Here is an 18,593-nt window from a genome sequence, read left to right on the forward strand (position 1 = left end):
TGCTTCCCCCAGTGAGACATGTTTACGCCTCCGCCGTCACCCCTGTTCGGTTCCCTTGCGGTGGACGCGGGCCACCCAGTCCGACGGCCTGGCGATCTCCGCCTTCGTCGGCAGGGTGTTCGGTGAGGTCCACACGCGGTTGAAGCCGTCCATGCCGACGTCCTCGACGACGGCCCGTACGAAGCGCTCGCCGTCGCGGTACTGGCGCAGCTTGGCGTCCAGGCCGAGCAGCCTGCGCAGCGCGACGTCGAGCCGGCCGGCGCCGGTGGCCCGGCGCTTCTGGAACTTCTCGCGGATCTCGGCGACCGAGGGCACGACCTGGGGCCCGACGCCGTCCATGACGTAGTCGGCGTGCCCCTCCAGCAGGGACATGACGGCGGTGAGCCGGCCGAGGATCTCGCGCTGCTCGGGCGTCTGCACGAGCTCGACCAGGGAGCGGCCCTCCTCGCCGCGCTCACCCTCGGGGCGGGCGCCGGCCAGCGCCTGGGCGGCCTCGCGCAGCCGCTCCAGGACCGTCATGGGGTCCATCTCGGTGGCGCCGAGGAACGCCTGGATCTCGCCCCGGAGGTGGTCGCGCAGCCAGGGGACGGCGGTGAACTGGGTGCGGTGGGTCTCCTCGTGCAGGCAGACCCAGAGCCGGAAGTCGTGCGGGCTGACCTCCAGTTCGCGCTCCACGTGCACGATGTTGGGCGCGACGAGCAGCAGCCGGCCGCCGCCGGAGCCGCCGGGCAGGTCGCGGGCGACGGGGGCGAAGGTCTCGTACTGGCCCAGCACGCGCGAGGCCAGGAAGCTGAGCAGCATGCCCAGCTCGACGCCGGTGACCTTGCCGCCGACCGCGCCGAGCACGGCCCCGCCGGGGGTGGCGCCGCGGCGCTCCTGCATCCTGCCGAGCAGCGGCCCCAGCAGTTCGCGGAAGCCGGCCACGTTGGCCCTGACCCAGCCGGCCCGGTCGACGACCAGGACGGGGGTGTCCTCCACGGGGGCGCCCTCGGGCACCATCCGGGTGAAGTCGCGCACGTGCCGTTCCGAGGTTCTGGCGTGCCTGCGCAACTCGGCGACAACGGCCCGCGCCTCGTCCCGGCCGACCTCCGGGCCGGGCCGTACGAGCCGGGTCGCGGTCGCCACCGCGAGGTTCCAGTCGACCATCTCCGCACCACCGATGCTCGTCATGCGTCAACCGTACGTGGACCGGCCCCCGGACGGATCCCCTCGGAAACGCTAGGAACCGCCGGGGGAGGTGGTGGCGACGGCGGCGGCGAGCTTGTCGAGGGCCTTCTCGGCGCCTTCGGGGCCGGGGGTGTTGGCGGTGAGGAACGCGAAGGCGAGCAGCCGTCCGGAGGGGTCGACGACCGTGCCGGCCAGCGAGTTGACCCCGGACAGGGTGCCGGTCTTGGCCCGCAGCAGGCCGGCGGCCGGGGAGGAGCCGGCGTTGCGCCCGCGCAGGGTGCCGTTGAAGCCGGCGACGGGCAGGCCCGTGAGGACGGGCCGCAGTTCGGGCCGGCCGGGCTCGGTGGCCTTGGCGAGCAGGGCGGTGAGCAGGCCGGAGCTGACCTTGTCGGCGCGGTTGAGCCCGCTGCCGTCGGCGAAGCGGGTGCCGGTGAGGTCCAGGCCGAGGGAGGCGAGCTTCTCGGCGACGGCCTTCTCGCCGCCCTCGAAGTCGGCGGGCCTGCCGGCGGCGACGGCGGTCTGCCGGGCGAGGGCCTCGGCGATGTCGTTGTCGCTGGTGGTGAGCATCCGCTCGACGAGGCCGGCCACCGGGGTGGACCAGGTGGTGGCCAGGGCCTGGGCCCCGGCCGGGGCCTTGGCGCGGGCGGGGGTCCCGGTGACGGTGATGCCGCGCTCGCGCAGCAGCGCGGCGAAGGCGGCGGCGGCGTCCTGGGCGGGGGTGTCGGTGCGGTCCACGGGCCCGGACGTCGAGTCGTCGGGTCGGCCCTCGTCGGCCATCAGGGCGCTCATCGGCGCGATGTTGGGGTTGCGGCCGATGGGGTGGCGGGCGGGCCCGGTCCACAGCGAGTCGTCGTAGGCGAGCGTGACGGTCTCGGTGCCCTGGGCCTTGAGGGCCTGGGCGGTGTCGGCGGCGAGCACGACGAGGCTGCCGCCGGGGCCCGCGGGGTTCTTCTTCTTGGCGCTGAGCGAGGGGTCGCCGCCGCCGACGAGGACGATCTGGCCCGCGCCGGCGCCGGGCACCACGGTGGTCGCGATCCGGTGCTCGGGCCCGAGGGCGGCCAGCGCGGCCGCCGCGGTGGCGATCTTGACGGTGGAGGCCGGGGTCATCGGCTCGCGCGGCCGCTCCTCGTACAGGACGGCGCCGGTGGCCGCGTCCACGACGGAGGCGGCCCGTACGTCGCCCAGGGCGGGATCGGCCAGCAGCGGCCGCAGGGCGTCGGCGAGCGCGGTGGGGGCGCCGGCCTGCCGGGGGCCGGCCCCGGAGACCGCCGCGAGGACCCCGGGGGCGCTGGGCGCGGCCTGCGGAACGCGGCCCTCCCCGTGATCTGCGCCACCCCGGGGGCTCCGGGAGGCGGCCCGTTCGCGCTCGGCCGTACGCTGGCCGGAATCCCAGGGACCGGCCGCGACCACCACGGATGCCGCCAGGGCGAGGCCTGCGACGCCCGACCCCGCGACGACCTGCCACGTCCTCAGCGTCGGCACCTCGGACCAGCCCCTTTCGCGATCACATGCATGCGTGAGGGACACTTAACCACTGCGTCTTGCCGCGAGCATGGCACCCCACCCAGCCAGGGGGGGCCGGACGCGCTATCACTCGTCACCAACGAAGCTGGACACGGAGGAGCAGGACGTGGAGTTCGACGTCACCATCGAGATCCCCAAGGGTTCGCGGAACAAGTACGAGGTGGACCACGAGACCGGCCGGATCCGTCTGGACCGTCGCCTCTTCACCTCCACCAGCTACCCGGCCGACTACGGCTTCGTCGAGAACACCCTGGGTGAGGACGGCGACCCGCTGGACGCCCTCGTCATCCTGGACGAGCCGACCTTCCCGGGCTGCCTGATCAAGTGCCGCGCCATCGGCATGTTCCGCATGACGGACGAGGCGGGCGGCGACGACAAGCTGCTGTGCGTGCCGGCCTCCGACCCCCGTGTGGAGCACCTGCGCGACATCCACCACGTGTCCGAGTTCGACCGCCTGGAGATCCAGCACTTCTTCGAGGTCTACAAGGACCTGGAGCCGGGCAAGTCGGTCGAGGGCGCCAACTGGGTCGGCCGCGCCGAGGCCGAGGCCGAGATCGAGGCCTCGTACAAGCGCCTGGAGGCCCAGGGCGGCCACCACTGACGTTCCGCCCACCCGGCGGTAACGCGAGCTTCGCCGACGGCGGGCGGCACCCCCTTCACGGGGTGCCGCCCGCCGTCGCGTTCCCGGCTCCCGCGCTTCCGGCCCCCGCGCTCCCGGCCCCCGGCCTCCCGCTTTCGCCGTGGATGAAACGATTCCGCATACTGATCTCCGGGGCGGTCAGGGACTGGAGGGCACGTGGCGGAGGCCGAGGGGGCAGAGGACAGGAAGCCCCGTTCCGACGAGGCGCGCAGCGCGTTCACGCCGCCGCCCGGGATGGAGCCCGAGGTGCCCGAGGAGGACCAGCCCACCTCGGAATTCGCCCTTCCGGCGGGCACCGGAACGGCCCTCCCCGACGCCGCCCCCGCCGGGCCGGAGGGCTCCGCCTTCGCCCTGCCGAGCACCTACAGCGCGCAGGCCTCCCCGCCCGCCTACACCCCCGGCCAGGACTTCCCCGTCTCCCGGATGACGGAGTCCCCCTGGCAGGACCGCATGCGCACGATGCTGCGCATGCCGGTCGACGTCCGCCCGGTCCCCGAGACGGTCCACCGGCCCAGCGAGTCCGGCCCGGCCGTCGGCCGCGTGCTCGACCTGACCCTGCGCATCGGCGAGCTGCTCCTCGCGGGCGGCGAGGGCGCCGAGGACGTCGAGGCCGCCATGTTCGCGGTCGCCCGCAGCTACGGCCTGGACCGCTGCGAGCCGACGGTCACCTTCACCATGCTCTCGATCACCCACCAGCCCTCCCTGGTGGGCGACCCGGTCTCGGCGAACCGGACCGTGCGGCGGCGCGGCACCGACTACACGCGCCTGGCGGCCGTCTTCCGGCTGGTCGACGACATCAGCTCCCCCGACGTGGCCATCTCGCTGGAGGAGGCCTACCGGCGGATGGCGGAGATCCGCCGCAACCGCCACCCGTACCCCACCTGGGTGCTGACCGCCGCCGCCGGCCTCCTCGCCGGGGCCGCGTCGATCCTGGTCGGCGGCGGGGTCTTCGTGTTCTTCTGCGCGATGCTCGGCGCGGTCCTCGGCGACCGGCTGGCCTGGTACTGCGCCGGGCGCGGGCTGCCGGAGTTCTACCAGTTCGTGATCGCCGCGATGCCGCCGGCCGCGATCGGCGTGGCGCTGAAGCTCGCCGAGATCGACGTCCGCGCCTCCGCCGTGATCACCGGCGGGCTCTTCGCGCTGCTGCCCGGACGGGCCCTGGTGGCCGCCGTGCAGGACGGCCTGACCGGCTACTACATCACGGCCTCCGCCCGGCTGCTGGAGGTCATGTACCTCTTCATCGGGATCATCATCGGCGTCCTCGTGGTGATCTACCTCGGGCTTCAGCTGGGCGCCGCGCCCAACCCGGACGACGTCCTGAAGATCCCGTCACGGCCGGTGGTCCAGATCCTGGCCTCGATGGTGCTGGTCTTCACCTTCGCGATCCTGCTCCAGCAGGAGCGCTCCACGGTGTGGATCGTGACGCTCAACGGCGGCGTGGCCTGGGTGACCTTCGGCGCGCTGACGGCGGCCGGGCTGCCGCCGGTGCCCTCGACGGCCGTCGCGGCCGGCCTGGTGGGCCTCTTCGGCCAGCTCTTCTCCCGCTACCGGTACGCCTCCGCCCTGCCGTACGTGACGGCGGCGATCGGGCCGCTGCTGCCGGGTTCGGCGACGTACTACGGGCTGCTGTCGATCGCCGAGAACAACCTGAACGCGGGGCTCGCCTCGCTGACCAACGCCGCCGCGATCGCGCTCGCGATCGCGATCGGGGTGAACCTGGGCTCGGAGACCTCCCGCCTGTTCATGCGGATGCCGGGCGCGACGAGCGCGGCCAAGCGCCGGGCCGCCAAGCGCACGCGCGGCTACTGAAGACCCCCAGGGGCCCGTACGGCGGCCGTACGGCGCCCCCCGGCAGCACGACGCCCCCGGAACCCTGTCAGGGTCCCGGGGGCGTCGCGTACGCCCGTACGCCCGTCCGGACGGCCGGAAGGCCGGGCGGGCGAGAGGCGTCAGCGCTTGGCGTGGCGGCCGCGCGTGACGGCGGCCGGGGCGGCCGTGCCGTCGGCCGGGTCGGCGGCGGCGGCCGCCTTGTTCTCCTTGCGGGCCTTGAGGACCTCGAAGACGACCGGGATCACCGAGATCAGGACGATGCCGACCAGGATGGGCTCGACGTTCTTGTTGATGAACTCGATCTGGCCCAGCCAGTAGCCCGCGACCGTGACACCGGCACCCCAGGCGACGCCGCCGATGACGTTGTACGTCAGGAAGGTGCGGTACTTCATCGAGCCGGCGCCCGCGACCATCGGCGCGAACGTACGGATGATCGGCACGAACCGGGCGAGCACGATGGCCTTCGGACCGTGCCGGTCCATGAACTCGTGCGCCTTGTCCAGGTTCTCCCGCTTGAACAGCTTGGAGTTCGGCCGGTTGAACAGCTTCGGGCCGAAGAATTTGCCGATCATGTAGCCGACCTGGTCACCGATGATCGCGGCGGCCACGATCAGGGTGCAGACCAGCCACAGCGGCTGGGTGATGTACTTCCCGTCGGCGACCAGCAGGCCCGCCGTGAAGAGCAGCGAGTCGCCGGGCAGGAACGCGAAGAGTCCCGACTCGGCGAAGACGATGACGAGGATGCCGATCAGGCCGTATTCCGAGATCAGGTAGTCCGGGGACAGCCACTCGGGGCCGAGCGCAAGCGTCGTGTACACGGGTTCCGGGCTCCTGGATGGGGTCGCGGCGGTGCTGCGGGCAGGTCAAGTTCTTCTCAATTATCAACGCACGCGGTCCCGGCCCGGTTCCAGGGGCCGGGCCGGGACCGCGTCGCCGCACCACCGGGCCCCCGCGGGCCCGCTACTGGATCTTGCGCAGCGCGTTGGCGAGGATCGCGTCGCGCAGGTGTACGGCCATGCCGGGGCGGATCCGGTCGTAGAACGCCGTGAACCGCTCGTCCGAGACGTACATCTCACCCAGGCACTGGTGGAACTCGTGGTCGCACGGGTAGAACCACGCGTCGATGTGCCGGCGGTGCTCCTCGGCCAGGTCCATCGCGCCCTCGCCGTCGGCGGGCTCGCCGGCCTCCATCAGGGCCGCGTAGCGGACGCCCCATTCGGCGGACTCCTGCTGCATCCGCTTCCAGTCGTCCTTGGTGTAGCGGGCGGCCCGGCGCTGCGACTCCGCGTACGCCTCCGTGTCGCCCCAGCGCCGCTCGGTCTCCTCGGCGTACTGGCCGGGGTCCTGGTCCCCGAAGACCTCGAAACGCTCCTCGGGCGTGAGGTTGATGCCCATCTTCTGTGCCTCCATGGCGTGCTCGACGGCCTTGGCCATCTGCTGGAGACGCTCGATCCGGTCGGACAGCAGGGCGTGCTGCTTGCGCAGGTGCTCCCGCGGATCCGTGTCCGGGTCGTCCAGCAGGACCGCGACCTCGTCGAGCGGGAAGCCGAGCTCCCGGTAGAACAGGATGCGCTGCAGCCGGTCGAGGTCGGCGTCGTCGTAACGCCGGTGACCCGCGTGGCTGCGTCCGCCCGGGGAGAGCAGACCGATCTCGTCGTAGTGGTGCAGGGTGCGCACCGTGACTCCGGCGAATCCGGCGACCTGGCCCACGGAGTAGCTCATCGTTCCCGCTCCTCTGGTTGGGTACGCACCTCACTGTGGTCCCTCACGTGACGTGAGGTGCAACCCCGAACCCCGTACGTCTCGAGCACGCCCTGGCCGTCAGCCGCCCGTCAGCCGTCGGCCGCCCGTCAGCCCATCGCCTTGTGGCCGTCGATGGACTCGCGGATCACGTCCGCGTGGCCCGCGTGCCGGGCGAACTCCTCCACCAGGTGGAGCAGCATCCACCGCACCGAGACCTTGCCGTTCTCGGGGAACCAGGGCGCCCGGGGCAGCGGGAAGGTCTCGTCCAGGCTCGCGGCGGACGCGACGAACTCCTCCAGCTCGGCGCGTACGCCGTCCCAGAAGGCCAGGACGCTCTCGATGCTCTCACCTTCGACGAGCCGGAAGCCGTCGGCCCAGCTCTCCGGGCCCGTGAAGCGCTCGTTGGGCCGCTGCTGCGCCAGCCGCAGCCAGTTGTGCTCGGCCAGGGACACGTGCTTGAGCAGCCCCGACAGGGACAGCTCGCTCGCGCTGGGGCGGCTCGCCGCCTGCTCGGCGCTCACCCCGTCCAGCGTCTCGCGGATCGCGACGCGCTGGGCCTCGACGAACTTCAGGAGCGTGGCGCGCTCGTCGCCGAGGACCTCTTCGGAAATCTGAGCCATGACCGACCGCCTTCTGCGTGGAGGTGTTTCCCGCTGACAACCACCACGCTACGGACCATTGAGGACAGCGTGTGTCCTAGAAGGGGAAGTGGCTCCGGCCGTGCTGGACCGAGATCCACTTCTGCGTCGTGAAGGCCTCCACCGTCGAGGCGCCGTTGAGCCGGCCGAGCCCGGAGGCCTTCTCGCCGCCGAAGGCCGCCAGCGGCTCGTCCCCGATCGTCGAGTCGTTCACGTGGATCATCCCGGTCTCGATCCGCTCCGCGAACCGCACGCCGCGTTCGACGTCCCGGGTGTGCACCGCGCCGCTGAGGCCGTACGGCGTCGCGTTGGCCAGCCGTACGGCCTCCTCCTCGCCGTCGAAGACCACCAGCAGCGCCACCGGACCGAAGATCTCCTGGCCCAGCAGCGGGGAGTCCTCGGGCAGGCCGGCCAGCACGGTGGGCTCGACCAGGTTGCCGCGCGTAGACCCCCGGACCAGTGCCTGCGCCCCGGACTCCAGGGCACGGTCGACGAGAGCGGTGAGGGCGTCGGCCTGGAAGGAGTTGATCAGCGGGCCGATATGGGTGTCCGCCTCGTGGGGGTCGCCGGTGTTCAGCGCCCGCACCCGCGCGGTGAACTTCTCCGTGAACTCGTCGGCGATCGTACGGTCGACCAGGATCCGGTTGGCGGCCATGCAGACCTGGCCCTGGTAGACGAAACGGCTGAAGACGGCCGCGTCCACGGCGTAGTCGACGTCGGCGTCGTCGAGGACGACCAGCGCGCTGTTGCCGCTGAGCTCCAGGACGGTCCGCTTGAAGTGGCGGGCGGCGACGGAGCCGACGTGGCGGCCGACCCGGTCGGATCCGGCGAAGGAGATCACCTTCGGCACCGGGTGGGTCAGGAGCGCGTCGCCTATCTCGGCGATGTCGGTGACCAGCACGTTGAGGAGGCCGGCGGGCAGGCCCGCGTCCTCGAAGATCTTGGCGATGACCCCGCCGCCCACCACGGGCGCGTTCTGGTTCGGCTTGATCACGACGGCGTTGCCGAGCGCGAGGGCCGGCGCGACCGACTTCATGGTCACCAGGAAGGGGAAGTTGAACGGGCTGATGACGGCGACGACACCGACGGGCAGCCGCTGGACCCGGTTCTCCTTGCCGGCCACCGTCGACGGCAGGATCTGGCCCTCGGGCCGGACGGCGAGCTGGATGGCCTCGCGGATGAACTGCTTGGCGAGGTAGATCTCGTACTCGGCCTTGGGACGGGTCCCGCCGAGCTCGTCGATCATCGCCTCGACGATCTCCTTCTCGCGCGCCTCGGTCAGCCGCAGGGCGCGTTCGAGGACCTCGCGTCTCGCGTACGCGCCGATGGCCGCCCAGTCCGCCTGGGCGCGCTCGGCGGCCCGGTAGGCGCGGTCGACCTGCTCGACGGTGGCCACGGTGATGGCCGCGAGCTTCTCCCCGTTGTAGGGGTTGATATCGATGATGTCCCACGAACCGGTGCCGGCCAGCCATTCGCCGTCGATGTACTGGTGAGCCAGGTCGTCGAATATGGACATGCCATCCCTTACTGCGAGCGCGCACCTTGCGCTGCACCGGAGACCACCCGATCAGCCGATGGGAGACTGATCAGACGTCATGGTACGTGCGATTCAAGACAGTTGGAGCAATCCTCGGAGAAGATCCCGGGTCTGATCAGGCCCCGGACAGTCGCGTTGGAGCCGTTCCATCGCCCTGCCGTACTGCGCCACTTCCTCGTCTTTGTCCAGGTAGAGGGCGCTGGTGAGCTGTTCCAGATAGACGATGTCCTGGAGGTCGGACTCCGGGAACCGCAACAGCGTGAACGCGCCGGACTCGCCCGCGTGGCCGCCGAAGGAGAACGGCATCACCTGGAGCTGCACGTTCGGCCGCTGGGACACCTCGATGAGGTGCTCCAGCTGCCCCCGCATCACCGCGCGGTCGCCGTACGGGCGGCGCAGCGCCGCCTCGTCCAGGACGGCGTGGAAGAGCGGGGCGTTCTCGCTGACGAGGGTCTTCTGGCGTTCCAGGCGCAGTGCCACGCGCCGGTCGATCTCGGCCGGGGTCGCCTCGGGCATGCCACGGCTGACGACCGCGTGCGCGTACGCCTCGGTCTGCAGCAGTCCGTGCACGAACTGGACCTCGTAGATGCGGATCAGGGAGGCGGCGCCCTCCAGACCGATGTACGTCTGGAACCAGCCGGGCAGCACGTCGCCGTAACTGTGCCACCAGCCCGCCGCGTTGGCCTCACGGACCAGGCCCAGGAGCGACTCGCGCTCCGCGCCGTCCGTGACGCCGTACAGCGTCAGAAGGTCCTCTACATCCCGGGCCTTGAAGCTCACCCTTCCCAACTCCAAGCGGCTGATCTTCGATTCGGATGCGCGGATCGAGTAGCCGGCCGCCTCACGGGTGATGCCGCGGGATTCCCGGAGTCGCCTGAGCTGTGAGCCCAGGAGGATGCGGCGCACCACAGAACCGCTGGCTTCTGCGGTCACTAGTCCTGCCCTCCCCATCGAAAAGGTGTGCGGTGTGCGTCGCGGGGCCCCCGTACCCCAGAGGCCGCAGTCTGCCACCAAAACGCAGCCGCCCGTACTCGTTCTGTAACGGAATCCGGCCCGCCGGGAAAGAAGTCCGTAAGTCTGCGTAGGAAGAAATGAGCAAGAACCGTCACGGGAGGGGACAGGTCCGGCGCGTGCACGTGCATCTGCCCTTGCATCTGACATCCCCATTCGGAACGATGGTGCCGCGCACCTGCGTGCTCTTCGCGCCGGCGCCGGACCCACCCCGCAGTTCTTTTTGGACAGTGCCGCCGCTCCGTCCGCGAATCCCGGGAGTGCCTCGCATGGGGACGAATGGATCGACCATGCTCGAGCCGTTACGGCAGGGGCTGCCCCCGGTCGACCCCACGGCTGTCTCCGGGTCCGCCTCCTGTGCCCTGCCCGCCCGCTACGAGGCGGTGCGGGGCGCCCGTTCGTTCACCCGGTCCACCCTGGCCCAATGGGGTCTCGATGACCGTTTCGACGACGTGGCCCTGGTCGTCTCCGAACTCGTCACCAACGCGCTGCGGCACGCCGCCGGGCCGGAGGATTCCGCCCGTCCGGGTGAGGAGCCGCCGGTGCGGCTGCACCTGATGCGGTGGAGCACCCGGCTGGTGTGCGCGGTCCGGGACCCCAGCGAGGACAAGCCCGGCGGCGACTTCTCGCCGGAGCGCACGGACGAGAACTGCGACGCCGAGTCGGGCCGGGGACTGTTCCTGGTCGACTCCTACAGTGACAACTGGGGCTGGCACCCACTCGCGGGGCGCCTGACGGGCAAAGTGGTGTGGGCGCTCTTCCTGCTCCAGGACTGAGCCGACCGGAACCCATGCGGAACGAAAAATGACCGAGACCGATCGCTGCGATCGGTCTCGGTCAGCGCACGTGCATGGCTTGATCCATGGCGTGTCGATCAAGCGATCAGATGGTCGAATTCACCGTCCTTGACACCGAGCAGCAGTGCCTCTATTTCGGCCGGCGTGTAGACGAGTGCCGGTCCGTCCGGGTGACGCGAGTTGCGTACGGCCACGTTGCCGCCCGGCAGCTTGGCGAACTCGACACAGGAACCCTGCGAGTTGCTGTGCCTGCTCTTCTGCCAGAACACACCGTCGAGTTCTGCAGCTGCCATCCCGTTGTACGCGTGGTCCACAGGAAGCCCCCGATAGTGCAGATGTCAACTGCACCGGATCATAGCTGTGTTCATACGCGGCTGCACGGGCAGATGCACGTGCACGCGGGGTGGTTCCTTGATCACGCTGCGGCGGGACCCGGGCCCCAGGGGCGTCGTACGAACGCCGTACGGAGCCGGTACGCAGCCGGTACGGACGTCGTACGGGCATAGAGTCAGACGCCCGGAAGCCCTCCGCCGGTTGCCCGCCGACCGCTGCGCATCTGACTCCCCGTCGGCGGCGGCTCAGGTCCGCAGGGCCCGCGCGACCTCGTCCAGGGCGTCGACGAGCCGGTACGCGTCCGCACGCAGGGCGTCGGCCTCCGGCACGTCCCAGGCGTCCAGGACCGCGCGGACGGGGGTGAAGTCCGGCACCCGGCGCTCGCGCACCGCCCGGGCCCCGGCCCGCGTGGCGGCGCGCAGGACCCCGGCGAGCGCGGCCGGGGCGGATCCGGATCCGGGCGGGGAGCCGGGGCCCGGGTCACGTCCGCGCACGCTGTCGCTGTCCGGGTCGCGGTCGCGGTCGGGCAGGTGGGCCTCCAGGAGTACGGCGCCGCGGCCCACCCCGGCCAGGGCTTCCCCCGCAGCGTCGGCGGCGGCGCGCGACAGCCCCCGGTGGCGGACCGGTTCCCCCTCCGCCGTGGCCACCGCGTCCTGCCAGGCGAGCCGGGCCGACCGGGCGGCCAGCAGCGCCGTGCGGACGTCGGCGCGCCGGGCGGCGGACGGGTCGGCGTACTGGTCGAGGACGGCCGCGGCGTACTGGCCGACCGCCGCCAGCCAGTCCGCCAGCCGGCCGCGCAGCCGCGGGGTCTCCCACGCCGGGTAGAGCGCGTACCCGGCCATCGCCAGCACCCCGCCGACCAGGGTCAGCGCGACCCGGTCCGGGACCGTCTGGTCCCAGCGCAGACCGCCTGTCCCGAGCAGGAAGACCACGTACATCGAGACGCACAGCGTGGCGACCGCGTACCCCGTGCGCAGCAGCACGAACATCAGGCCGGCGCTGAGCACGGCCAGCGCGCCCGAGAGGTACGGCCCCGGCTGCGCGAGCTGGACGACGGCGGTGGCGACGGCGACACCGGCGAGCGTGCCGGTGAAGCGGGCGACGGCCCGGGCGTAGGTCTGCGTGAAGTCCGGCCGCATGATCATGACGGAGGCCATCGGCGCCCAGTAGCCGTGCCCGAACGGCAGCAGCAGGCCGACGGCGTAGCCCGCGGAGGTGACCCCGGTGAGCCGCAGCGCGTGCCGCAGGACGGGCGAGCCGGGCCGCAGTTCCGCGCGGACGGCGCGGGCGACGAACGGGACCAGGGCCGGCAGGCCGGGCCGCAGCATGGCCGCGCCGGGGTCCGCGGTCGCGGCGGCCCCGGTCCCCGGCTCGGCGGTCTCCAGGACGTCCTGGAGCAGGGCCGCCAGCCGCCGGGCGGCCCGCAGCGCGGCCCCGTCCAGCAGGTCGGCCGTGTCGGGGGCCTTCAGGACCGCCAGCGCCGGGCCGGGGGGCCGTACGGGCTCACCGTGCCGGATCGCGCGGGCGGCCGCGTCGAGTACGGCGGCGGCCGCCGCGAGCAGCTCCCGCACCCGGTCCCGGGCCGGCCCGTCCCGCGGCTCCGTGCCGCCGGGCTCCGCGCCGCCCGGCTCCGCCAGGGCGGCCAGGACCGGGCGGATCCGTTCGGCGAGACCCCGCGCGCCGTGCAGCTCGGCCGGCCGCCGGCGGGCCTGATGCCGGGTTACGGTGGCCGCCTCCCGCGCGGTCATGAGCGGCTCCGGGTCGAACGGGGCCGCCGGATCGTGGCGCAGCCGCCGCGCGTAGTCCGCCTCGGCGGCGAGCGCGTCGGCGAGGGCGTCACGCTGGGCGCCCCAGCGGCGGACCGGGAACAGCACGATCAGCAGGGCCTGCACGACCCCGCCCGCCGCGATCAGCGCCGCGTGCCCGGCGGCCTGCGCCACGGAGGTCGGCAGCGTGACCGTGACCAGCATCATCGCCACGTTGCCGGAGGCGATGACACCGACGGTCGGCCCGGCCGCCCACAACAGGCCGGCGACGAGGGTCCACACGGCGAGCAGGACGAGGAACGCCGCCATGTGGGAGGCCCCGACCAGGTAGCCGACGAAGGTGGAGACCGCCAGCGTCAGCCCCGACGCGAGCGCCAGCACCGGGCGCGGCCGCCAGCTGCGCTGGAAGGAGGCGATGGCGGCCATGAACGCGCCGAAGGCCGAACTGACCGCCGAACCGGGCCCGAGCAGGGCCAGGGTGACGCCGAAGACCAGGGCCAGGCCGGCGGTGGCGCGCAGGGCGACGAGCGGTTCCAGGCAGGCCCGCTCGACCCTGACGCCCGCGCGGGCGGTCTCCTTCAGCGCCCGGAACCAGCTCATGCGGACGAGCGTAGCCGCCGGGGACGTACCGGACGGGTCGGAGTTGCCGCAGAAACCGCAGATATCGGTGCTCTTCAGGACTTGTTCAGATTTGTGCGGGCCGCCCAGAGCGGGTTCCATGGGCGCCATGATCCGGAACGCGCTCGAACCCTGGCACCTGGTGATCCTCGCCGTCGTCTGCCTGCTGGTCTTCGGCTCCAAGAGGCTGCCCGACATGGCCCGCTCCGCGGGCCGGTCGCTGCGGATCCTCAAGGCCGAGACCCGGGCCCTGCGCGCCGAGGACGACGGACCGGCGCGCTGACGTCCGACGTGCCGACGCCCGGCGTGCCGCGTGCCGACGCCCGGCCGCCCGGCGCGCCGCGGCCCGCCGCACGGCCGTCCGGCGCACCCACACGTAGAGCACGGCGACGGCGACGGAGGCCCCGCACCACACGGCGGCGGCGACCACGGTCACGGTGAGGACGTCGGCCATGGGAACTCCTTACGGGATTCCTGCGGACTCCTGCGGGACTCCAGCGGGACGATTCCGGATCCCTTACGGATCCCTTACCCAGGAGAACGCCTCACCGCACGGGAGGACTTCACACTCGGCCGGTCCGTGCCTACTCGGGCAGGTGCGGGCGCCCGCCGCGCGCCACGCTCGCCCGGTCGGCCGCCGCCGTGCCATCGGTCCATCCGGCGTGGTCGGTGGCCCCGCGCAGCCGGCTGGTGGTGGTCTTCGGGAACATCTCCTGCGCGCGCGATCCGACCGCCACGTCACGGGCGACGAGCGCCGGCAGCAGCGAGCCGGCCACCGCGTGTTCGGCGGTCTCGGCGAGCCGGTGGCCGATCCGGCTGGCGTAGGCGAGGAAGAAGGACTGCCGGAACGTCTTGGTCCGCTTGCGTCCGCCGGAGCGCTGGGCGGCCTCGGCGCGCGTCATCGCCGCCGTGCCCTGCACCAGCAGCGAGGTGTACAGCAGTTCCACCGCCTCCAGGTCGCTCTCGAAGCCGACCACCGTGGAGAACTCGAACGCCGCGTTCCACACCGCCTGGCAGTGGTTGGCGCTCGCCACCGCGTCCAGCAGCACCGCCTTCGCCTCCTCGTACGGCGGCTCGACGCCGATCCGGCACGCGGCGGGCGTCTGCGCCGGCCGCTCGCCCCGGGCCGCCAGCACCGCCTCGTCCACCGTATGGCGGGCCATCAGGTCCTGCGCCTTCGAGCTGAGTGCCTCCGCCTCCTCCGGGTACGGGGTCGCCTCCGCCTTCGCCAGCAGCGCCCGGATCCGGGTCAGCATGCGCGGCTCGATGTGCGCGGCCTCGGGGAGGTCGGCGGGATCGCCCGGAACCGGGCCCACCGGTTCGATGGACGGCAGCCGCACCAGCAGCCGCAGCAGTTCCAGGACGGCGGTCGCCAGCGCGAAACGGTCGGCCTTCTCGCGGCGCGCGAGCGCCTCGGCGTACCCGTCGTCCTCGCCCCACCAGGCGTCGTACGCGCTCCAGCGGGCGGGCAGCCGCGCGTACCGGCGGCCCTCGGCGGCGAAGAGGTCCTCGGCCAGCCGCAGGTGCCGCTCGCCGCCGAGGTCCCGGCGGACCAGCCGGAGCACGTCGGCGGGCTGCCAGCCGCGCTCCCAGGCCTGCCGTACGTACGTCTCCCCGCGCGCGAGCAGCGCCCGGCCGACCCCGGGCCAGGCGGCCGGATCGGCGGCGAGCAGGGAGGCGCCGGTGTCCAGCCCGGTGTCGTCCTGGGCGTAGAGGGCGGCGGCACAGGCCCGCTCGACGATGTCGTTCACGTGTTCAGCTTGACACGCGCGCGTCCCACGCCCGCCGGGCGGCTTCGATGTGCGGCCGGTGGACGAGCGACCAGTCGGCCAGCGCCCGCACCAGGTGGGTGAGGCTGTGGCCGAGCTCGGTCAGCTCGTACTCGACCTGCGGCGGCACGGTGGGGTGGACGGTACGGGTGACCAGGCCGTCCCGCTCCAGGCGGCGGACGGTGAGGGTCAGCATGCGCTGCGAGATGCCGTCGACGGAGCGCTGGAGCTCCTTGAACCGGCGGACGCCGGCGGCGAGTTCGACGACCACGAGGACGGACCACTTGTCGCCGAGCCGGTCGAGGACGTCCCGGATCCCGCAGTCGTCGTCACAACTGACGACGGGGTCGGCGGGGGCGGTTACCCCGATGTGCCCTACTGACATGAAAGTGCCTCCTTATGCGGTGGTTCGTCACCCGCCACGATGTCTGCACGTACCAAGGAATGAACCAAGGAACTGACGGAGGACTTCCCATGTTGTTGATCACTGGCGCCTCGGGCGGACTGGGCTCGCTGATCGCCGGGCGGCTGGCGGGGCGGCCGGACGTCAGGCTGGGCACGCGCCGGCCGGCCGGCCCGGAGCAGCTGCGGGTGGACTTCGACGACCCCGCCGGCCTGGACTTCTCCGGTGTGGACACGCTGTTGCTGATCTCGGCCGGGTTCGGGGAGGACGACACCGTGCGGGCGCGCCACGAGGCGGCGATCGCGGCGGCGGAGCGGGCGGGGGTGGGGCACATCGTGTACACGAGCCTCACCCGGGAGGGTGACCACCTGCCGTACGCGCTGCCGCACCGCTGGACGGAACGGCGCCTGGCCGCCTCGCCGGTGGCGTGGACGGTGCTGCGCAACGGGCTGTACGCCGAACTCCTGGCGGCGCTGGCCGCGCCGGGCCCGGACGGGCGGATCACGGCGCCGATGGGCTCCGGGCGGATCGCGGCGGTGGCGCGCGAGGACCTGGCGGAGGCCGCGGTCCGCGTGGCGACGGACCCGGCGGCGCACGCGGGCCGCACGTACGAGCTGGTGGGCGACCGTCCGATCGGCGGCGCGGACCTGGCCGGGGCGGTCGGCGCCACGTACACCCCCGGGACCCTGTCCGAGGCCCGGGCCGCGCTCGCGGCCGCCCCGGACATGACCGCCTTCCAGATCCCGATGCTGGTCGGCACGTACTCGGCGATCGCGGCGGACTGCCTGTCCACCCCGGACCAGGGCACCCTCGCCGCCCTCCTCCCCCACCCCCCGCGCCCGGCCCTGACCACGTACGCAACCTCCCTGACCACCCCCTGGACCCCGGCCCAGTAACCACCCCGCCCCCGCCGCACCACCGCACCCTCGCCGCACCATCCCAGCCCCGCCGGACACCACCCCAGCCCCGCCGGCGTTTGAGGCGCGGGGGCCCGGGGCCGCGCCCCGACGCCCACTGTCAGACCCCGGTGGCACACTCGCACCCATGACCGACCCCAGCACCCGCACCCGTTGGCTGCTGGCCGAAGACCCCACCGGCGGCTGGCAAGCCGTCCCCCTGACCCACGGCGCCACCCCCCAAGGGGCCGCCACCCCCCACCACGCCCCCCACCCCGCCGCCGCCGTCGCCCTGGCGCCGCCCGACACCCGCTGGGTCTGGCGCAGCACCGCCGCCGTGTACCCCGGCCTCCTCGCCGCAGGACTCCGCGTCACCCGCTGCTACGACATCGAGGACGCCGAGCTCCTCCTCCTCGGCCACGAGGGCCGCCTCGGCGAGCCCCGCTCCGCCGCGGCCGCCTGGGCCCGCCTCACCGGCGGCCCCGTACCCCCCGACCCCCCGCAGCGCTCCGCCGAGCCCGGCACCCAGTCCTCCCTCTTCGAGCCCGGGCCCGTCCCCGTACCCCCCGACGCCCTCCGCCGGGTCTACGAGGACCAGCTGCGCCGCCACGACGCCACCGCCCACCCCGACCGCATGCACCTGCTGACCGCCGCCGAGTCCGCCGGCTTCCTCGTCGCCGCCGAGATGAACCGGGCCGGCCTGCCCTGGCGCGCGGACGTGCACCGCGCCGTGCTGACCGAGCTGCTCGGCGAGCGCTACGCCGGCGGCGGCGAACCGCGCCGCCTGGCCGAGCTCGCCGACCAGGTGTCCGCCGCCTTCGGCCGCCGCGTCCGCCCCGAACTCCCCGCCGACGTGATCAAGGCGTTCGCGCAGGCCGGGATCAAGGTCAGGTCCACCCGCCGCTGGGAGCTCCAGGAACTCGACCACCCCGCCGTCGAACCGCTGATCGCCTACAAGAAGCTGTACCGGATCTACACCGCCCACGGCTGGGCCTGGCTGGGGGACTGGGTCCACGACGGCCGCTTCCGCCCCGAGTACGTCCCCGGCGGCACCGTCACCGGCCGCTGGGTCACCAACGGCGGCGGCGCCCTCCAGATCCCCAAGGTCATCCGGCGCGCCGTCGTCGCCGACCCCGGCTGGCGCCTGGTCGTCGCCGACGCCGACCAGCTGGAGCCGCGCGTCCTGGCCGCGATCTCCCGCGACCCCGGTCTGATGGAGGTGGCCGGCCGCCCCGAGGACCTGTACACCTCCATCTCCCGGCAGGGCTTCTCCGGCGACCGTGACATGGCCAAACTCGCCGTGCTCGGCGCGGTGTACGGCCAGACCTCCGGCGACGGCCTGAAGAACCTGGCCGCCCTGCGCCGCCGGTTCCCGCGCGCGGTCGCGTACGTCGACGAGGCCGCCCGCGCCGGCGAGGAGGGCCGCCTCGTACGGACCTGGCTGGGCCGTACCTGCCCCCCGGCCGTCGGCGCCGCCGACCCGGACGAGGCCGGCCTCCCCCAGGAGGAGGAGCCCACGGCCGGCCCGGCCGGTACCGCGCGCGAGGGCACCGAGTGGGTCCCCGGCTACGCCTCCACCGACTCCCGGGCCCGCGGCCGCTTCACCCGTAACTTCGTCGTCCAGGGCAGCGCGGCCGACTGGGCCCTGCTGATGCTGGCCGCCCTGCGCCAGTCGACCGCGCACCTGCGCGCCGAGCTGGTGTTCTTCCAGCACGACGAGGTGATCGTGCACTGCCCCGAGGAGGAGGCGCAGACCGTCGCCGCCGCGATCCGCGCCGCCGGCGACCTCGCCGGCCGCATCGCCTTCGGCGACACCCCGGCCCGCTTCCCGTTCACCACGGCGATCGTGGAGTGCTACGCCGACGCCAAGTGACGCCCGGCCACCGCACCGGACGCCACGCCGGCCCCACACCGGCCCCAC

General features: G+C 73.1%; 16 protein-coding genes and 1 pseudogene. 6 read left to right on the top strand and 11 right to left on the bottom strand.

All coding sequences use genetic code 11. From position 1 onward, the window contains the following. Positions 1–36 precede the first annotated feature (36 nt). On the bottom strand, positions 37–1,170 hold the full coding sequence (locus ACZ6KO_RS28275) for a zinc-dependent metalloprotease (RefSeq protein ID WP_469306857.1): 1,134 nt from the start codon (positions 1,168–1,170) through the stop codon (positions 37–39). 48 nt (positions 1,171–1,218) lie between these two features. Next, on the bottom strand, positions 1,219–2,649 hold the full coding sequence (gene dacB, locus ACZ6KO_RS28280; RefSeq protein ID WP_469306858.1) for a D-alanyl-D-alanine carboxypeptidase/D-alanyl-D-alanine endopeptidase: 1,431 nt from the start codon (positions 2,647–2,649) through the stop codon (positions 1,219–1,221). A 148-nt stretch (positions 2,650–2,797) separates the two neighbouring features. On the opposite strand from dacB, the gene ACZ6KO_RS28285 reads away from it, so the two are divergent. Then, the gene (locus ACZ6KO_RS28285) at positions 2,798–3,292 is read left to right on the top strand and encodes an inorganic diphosphatase (protein WP_030031597.1); all 495 of its coding nucleotides are present in this window, start codon (positions 2,798–2,800) and stop codon (positions 3,290–3,292) included. A gap of 195 nt (positions 3,293–3,487) precedes the next feature. Beyond that, positions 3,488–5,140 carry a threonine/serine exporter family protein gene (locus ACZ6KO_RS28290; RefSeq protein ID WP_469306859.1) on the top strand — a complete coding sequence of 551 codons (1,653 nt, stop codon included), beginning with the start codon at positions 3,488–3,490 and terminating at the stop codon, positions 5,138–5,140. 182 nt (positions 5,141–5,322) lie between these two features. On the opposite strand, the pseudogene ACZ6KO_RS28295 reads toward ACZ6KO_RS28290, so the two are convergent. From ACZ6KO_RS28295 to ACZ6KO_RS28315, 5 genes and pseudogenes are all read right to left on the bottom strand, one after another. Then, positions 5,323–5,979: pseudogene (locus ACZ6KO_RS28295) on the bottom strand (VTT domain-containing protein); the annotation flags it as partial. 142 nt (positions 5,980–6,121) lie between these two features. Next, the gene (locus ACZ6KO_RS28300; RefSeq protein ID WP_469306860.1) at positions 6,122–6,883 is read right to left on the bottom strand and encodes a MerR family transcriptional regulator; all 762 of its coding nucleotides are present in this window, start codon (positions 6,881–6,883) and stop codon (positions 6,122–6,124) included. A gap of 128 nt (positions 6,884–7,011) precedes the next feature. Then, the gene (locus ACZ6KO_RS28305) at positions 7,012–7,524 is read right to left on the bottom strand and encodes a DinB family protein (RefSeq protein WP_469306861.1); all 513 of its coding nucleotides are present in this window, start codon (positions 7,522–7,524) and stop codon (positions 7,012–7,014) included. A gap of 76 nt (positions 7,525–7,600) precedes the next feature. Continuing rightward, positions 7,601–9,058 carry an aldehyde dehydrogenase family protein gene (locus tag ACZ6KO_RS28310; protein ID WP_469306862.1) on the bottom strand — a complete coding sequence of 486 codons (1,458 nt, stop codon included), beginning with the start codon at positions 9,056–9,058 and terminating at the stop codon, positions 7,601–7,603. A 93-nt stretch (positions 9,059–9,151) separates the two neighbouring features. Continuing rightward, positions 9,152–10,030, bottom strand: coding sequence for a helix-turn-helix domain-containing protein (locus ACZ6KO_RS28315; protein ID WP_469306863.1), 879 nt, complete (start codon positions 10,028–10,030; stop codon positions 9,152–9,154). 329 nt (positions 10,031–10,359) lie between these two features. Between ACZ6KO_RS28315 and ACZ6KO_RS28320 the strand changes: the two genes are divergently transcribed. Then, entirely contained in the window at positions 10,360–10,866 is a 507-nt protein-coding gene (locus ACZ6KO_RS28320; protein ID WP_469306864.1) for an ATP-binding protein, read from the top strand. Positions 10,867–10,964: 98 nt separating this feature from the next. Here ACZ6KO_RS28320 and ACZ6KO_RS28325 read toward each other — a convergent pair whose 3' ends face one another. After that, positions 10,965–11,201 carry a DUF397 domain-containing protein gene (locus tag ACZ6KO_RS28325; RefSeq protein WP_401445570.1) on the bottom strand — a complete coding sequence of 79 codons (237 nt, stop codon included), beginning with the start codon at positions 11,199–11,201 and terminating at the stop codon, positions 10,965–10,967. A gap of 264 nt (positions 11,202–11,465) precedes the next feature. Then, positions 11,466–13,586 carry an FUSC family protein gene (locus ACZ6KO_RS28330; protein ID WP_469306865.1) on the bottom strand — a complete coding sequence of 707 codons (2,121 nt, stop codon included), beginning with the start codon at positions 13,584–13,586 and terminating at the stop codon, positions 11,466–11,468. A 127-nt stretch (positions 13,587–13,713) separates the two neighbouring features. Between ACZ6KO_RS28330 and tatA the strand changes: the two genes are divergently transcribed. Continuing rightward, positions 13,714–13,887 (top strand): Sec-independent protein translocase subunit TatA, encoded by a 174-nt coding sequence (gene tatA, locus ACZ6KO_RS28335; RefSeq protein ID WP_469306866.1) that lies wholly within the window; start codon positions 13,714–13,716, stop codon positions 13,885–13,887. Positions 13,888–14,188: 301 nt separating this feature from the next. Here the strand turns inward: tatA and ACZ6KO_RS28340 are convergent, their stop codons facing one another. Together ACZ6KO_RS28340 and ACZ6KO_RS28345 are read right to left on the bottom strand one after the other, a co-directional pair. Further along, the gene (locus ACZ6KO_RS28340) at positions 14,189–15,355 is read right to left on the bottom strand and encodes a DUF2786 domain-containing protein (protein ID WP_469306867.1); all 1,167 of its coding nucleotides are present in this window, start codon (positions 15,353–15,355) and stop codon (positions 14,189–14,191) included. A gap of 4 nt (positions 15,356–15,359) precedes the next feature. Then, positions 15,360–15,758 carry a winged helix-turn-helix transcriptional regulator gene (locus ACZ6KO_RS28345; RefSeq protein WP_469306868.1) on the bottom strand — a complete coding sequence of 133 codons (399 nt, stop codon included), beginning with the start codon at positions 15,756–15,758 and terminating at the stop codon, positions 15,360–15,362. 89 nt (positions 15,759–15,847) lie between these two features. On the opposite strand from ACZ6KO_RS28345, the gene ACZ6KO_RS28350 reads away from it, so the two are divergent. Further along, entirely contained in the window at positions 15,848–16,672 is an 825-nt protein-coding gene (locus ACZ6KO_RS28350; RefSeq protein ID WP_469306869.1) for an NAD(P)H-binding protein, read from the top strand. A 148-nt stretch (positions 16,673–16,820) separates the two neighbouring features. Next, on the top strand, positions 16,821–18,545 hold the full coding sequence (locus ACZ6KO_RS28355; RefSeq protein ID WP_469306870.1) for a bifunctional 3'-5' exonuclease/DNA polymerase: 1,725 nt from the start codon (positions 16,821–16,823) through the stop codon (positions 18,543–18,545). Positions 18,546–18,593 lie beyond the last annotated feature (48 nt).

The sequence above is a fragment of the Streptomyces sp. NPDC042102 genome, from assembly GCF_055582305.1.

Excerpts from the sequence above, each read along its gene's own strand:
- ACZ6KO_RS28275 (WP_469306857.1), bottom strand. The coding sequence starts at position 1,170 with ATGACGAGCATCGGTGGTGCGGAGATGGTCGACTGGAACCTCGCGGTG.
- ACZ6KO_RS28300 (WP_469306860.1), bottom strand. The coding sequence starts at position 6,883 with ATGAGCTACTCCGTGGGCCAGGTCGCCGGATTCGCCGGAGTCACGGTG.
- ACZ6KO_RS28305 (WP_469306861.1), bottom strand. The coding sequence starts at position 7,524 with ATGGCTCAGATTTCCGAAGAGGTCCTCGGCGACGAGCGCGCCACGCTC.
- ACZ6KO_RS28310 (WP_469306862.1), bottom strand. The coding sequence starts at position 9,058 with ATGTCCATATTCGACGACCTGGCTCACCAGTACATCGACGGCGAATGG.
- ACZ6KO_RS28315 (WP_469306863.1), bottom strand. The coding sequence starts at position 10,030 with ATGGGGAGGGCAGGACTAGTGACCGCAGAAGCCAGCGGTTCTGTGGTG.
- ACZ6KO_RS28320 (WP_469306864.1), top strand. The coding sequence starts at position 10,360 with ATGGGGACGAATGGATCGACCATGCTCGAGCCGTTACGGCAGGGGCTG.
- ACZ6KO_RS28330 (WP_469306865.1), bottom strand. The coding sequence starts at position 13,586 with ATGAGCTGGTTCCGGGCGCTGAAGGAGACCGCCCGCGCGGGCGTCAGG.
- tatA (WP_469306866.1), top strand. The coding sequence starts at position 13,714 with ATGATCCGGAACGCGCTCGAACCCTGGCACCTGGTGATCCTCGCCGTC.
- ACZ6KO_RS28345 (WP_469306868.1), bottom strand. The coding sequence starts at position 15,758 with ATGTCAGTAGGGCACATCGGGGTAACCGCCCCCGCCGACCCCGTCGTC.
- ACZ6KO_RS28350 (WP_469306869.1), top strand. The coding sequence starts at position 15,848 with ATGTTGTTGATCACTGGCGCCTCGGGCGGACTGGGCTCGCTGATCGCC.
- ACZ6KO_RS28355 (WP_469306870.1), top strand. The coding sequence starts at position 16,821 with ATGACCGACCCCAGCACCCGCACCCGTTGGCTGCTGGCCGAAGACCCC.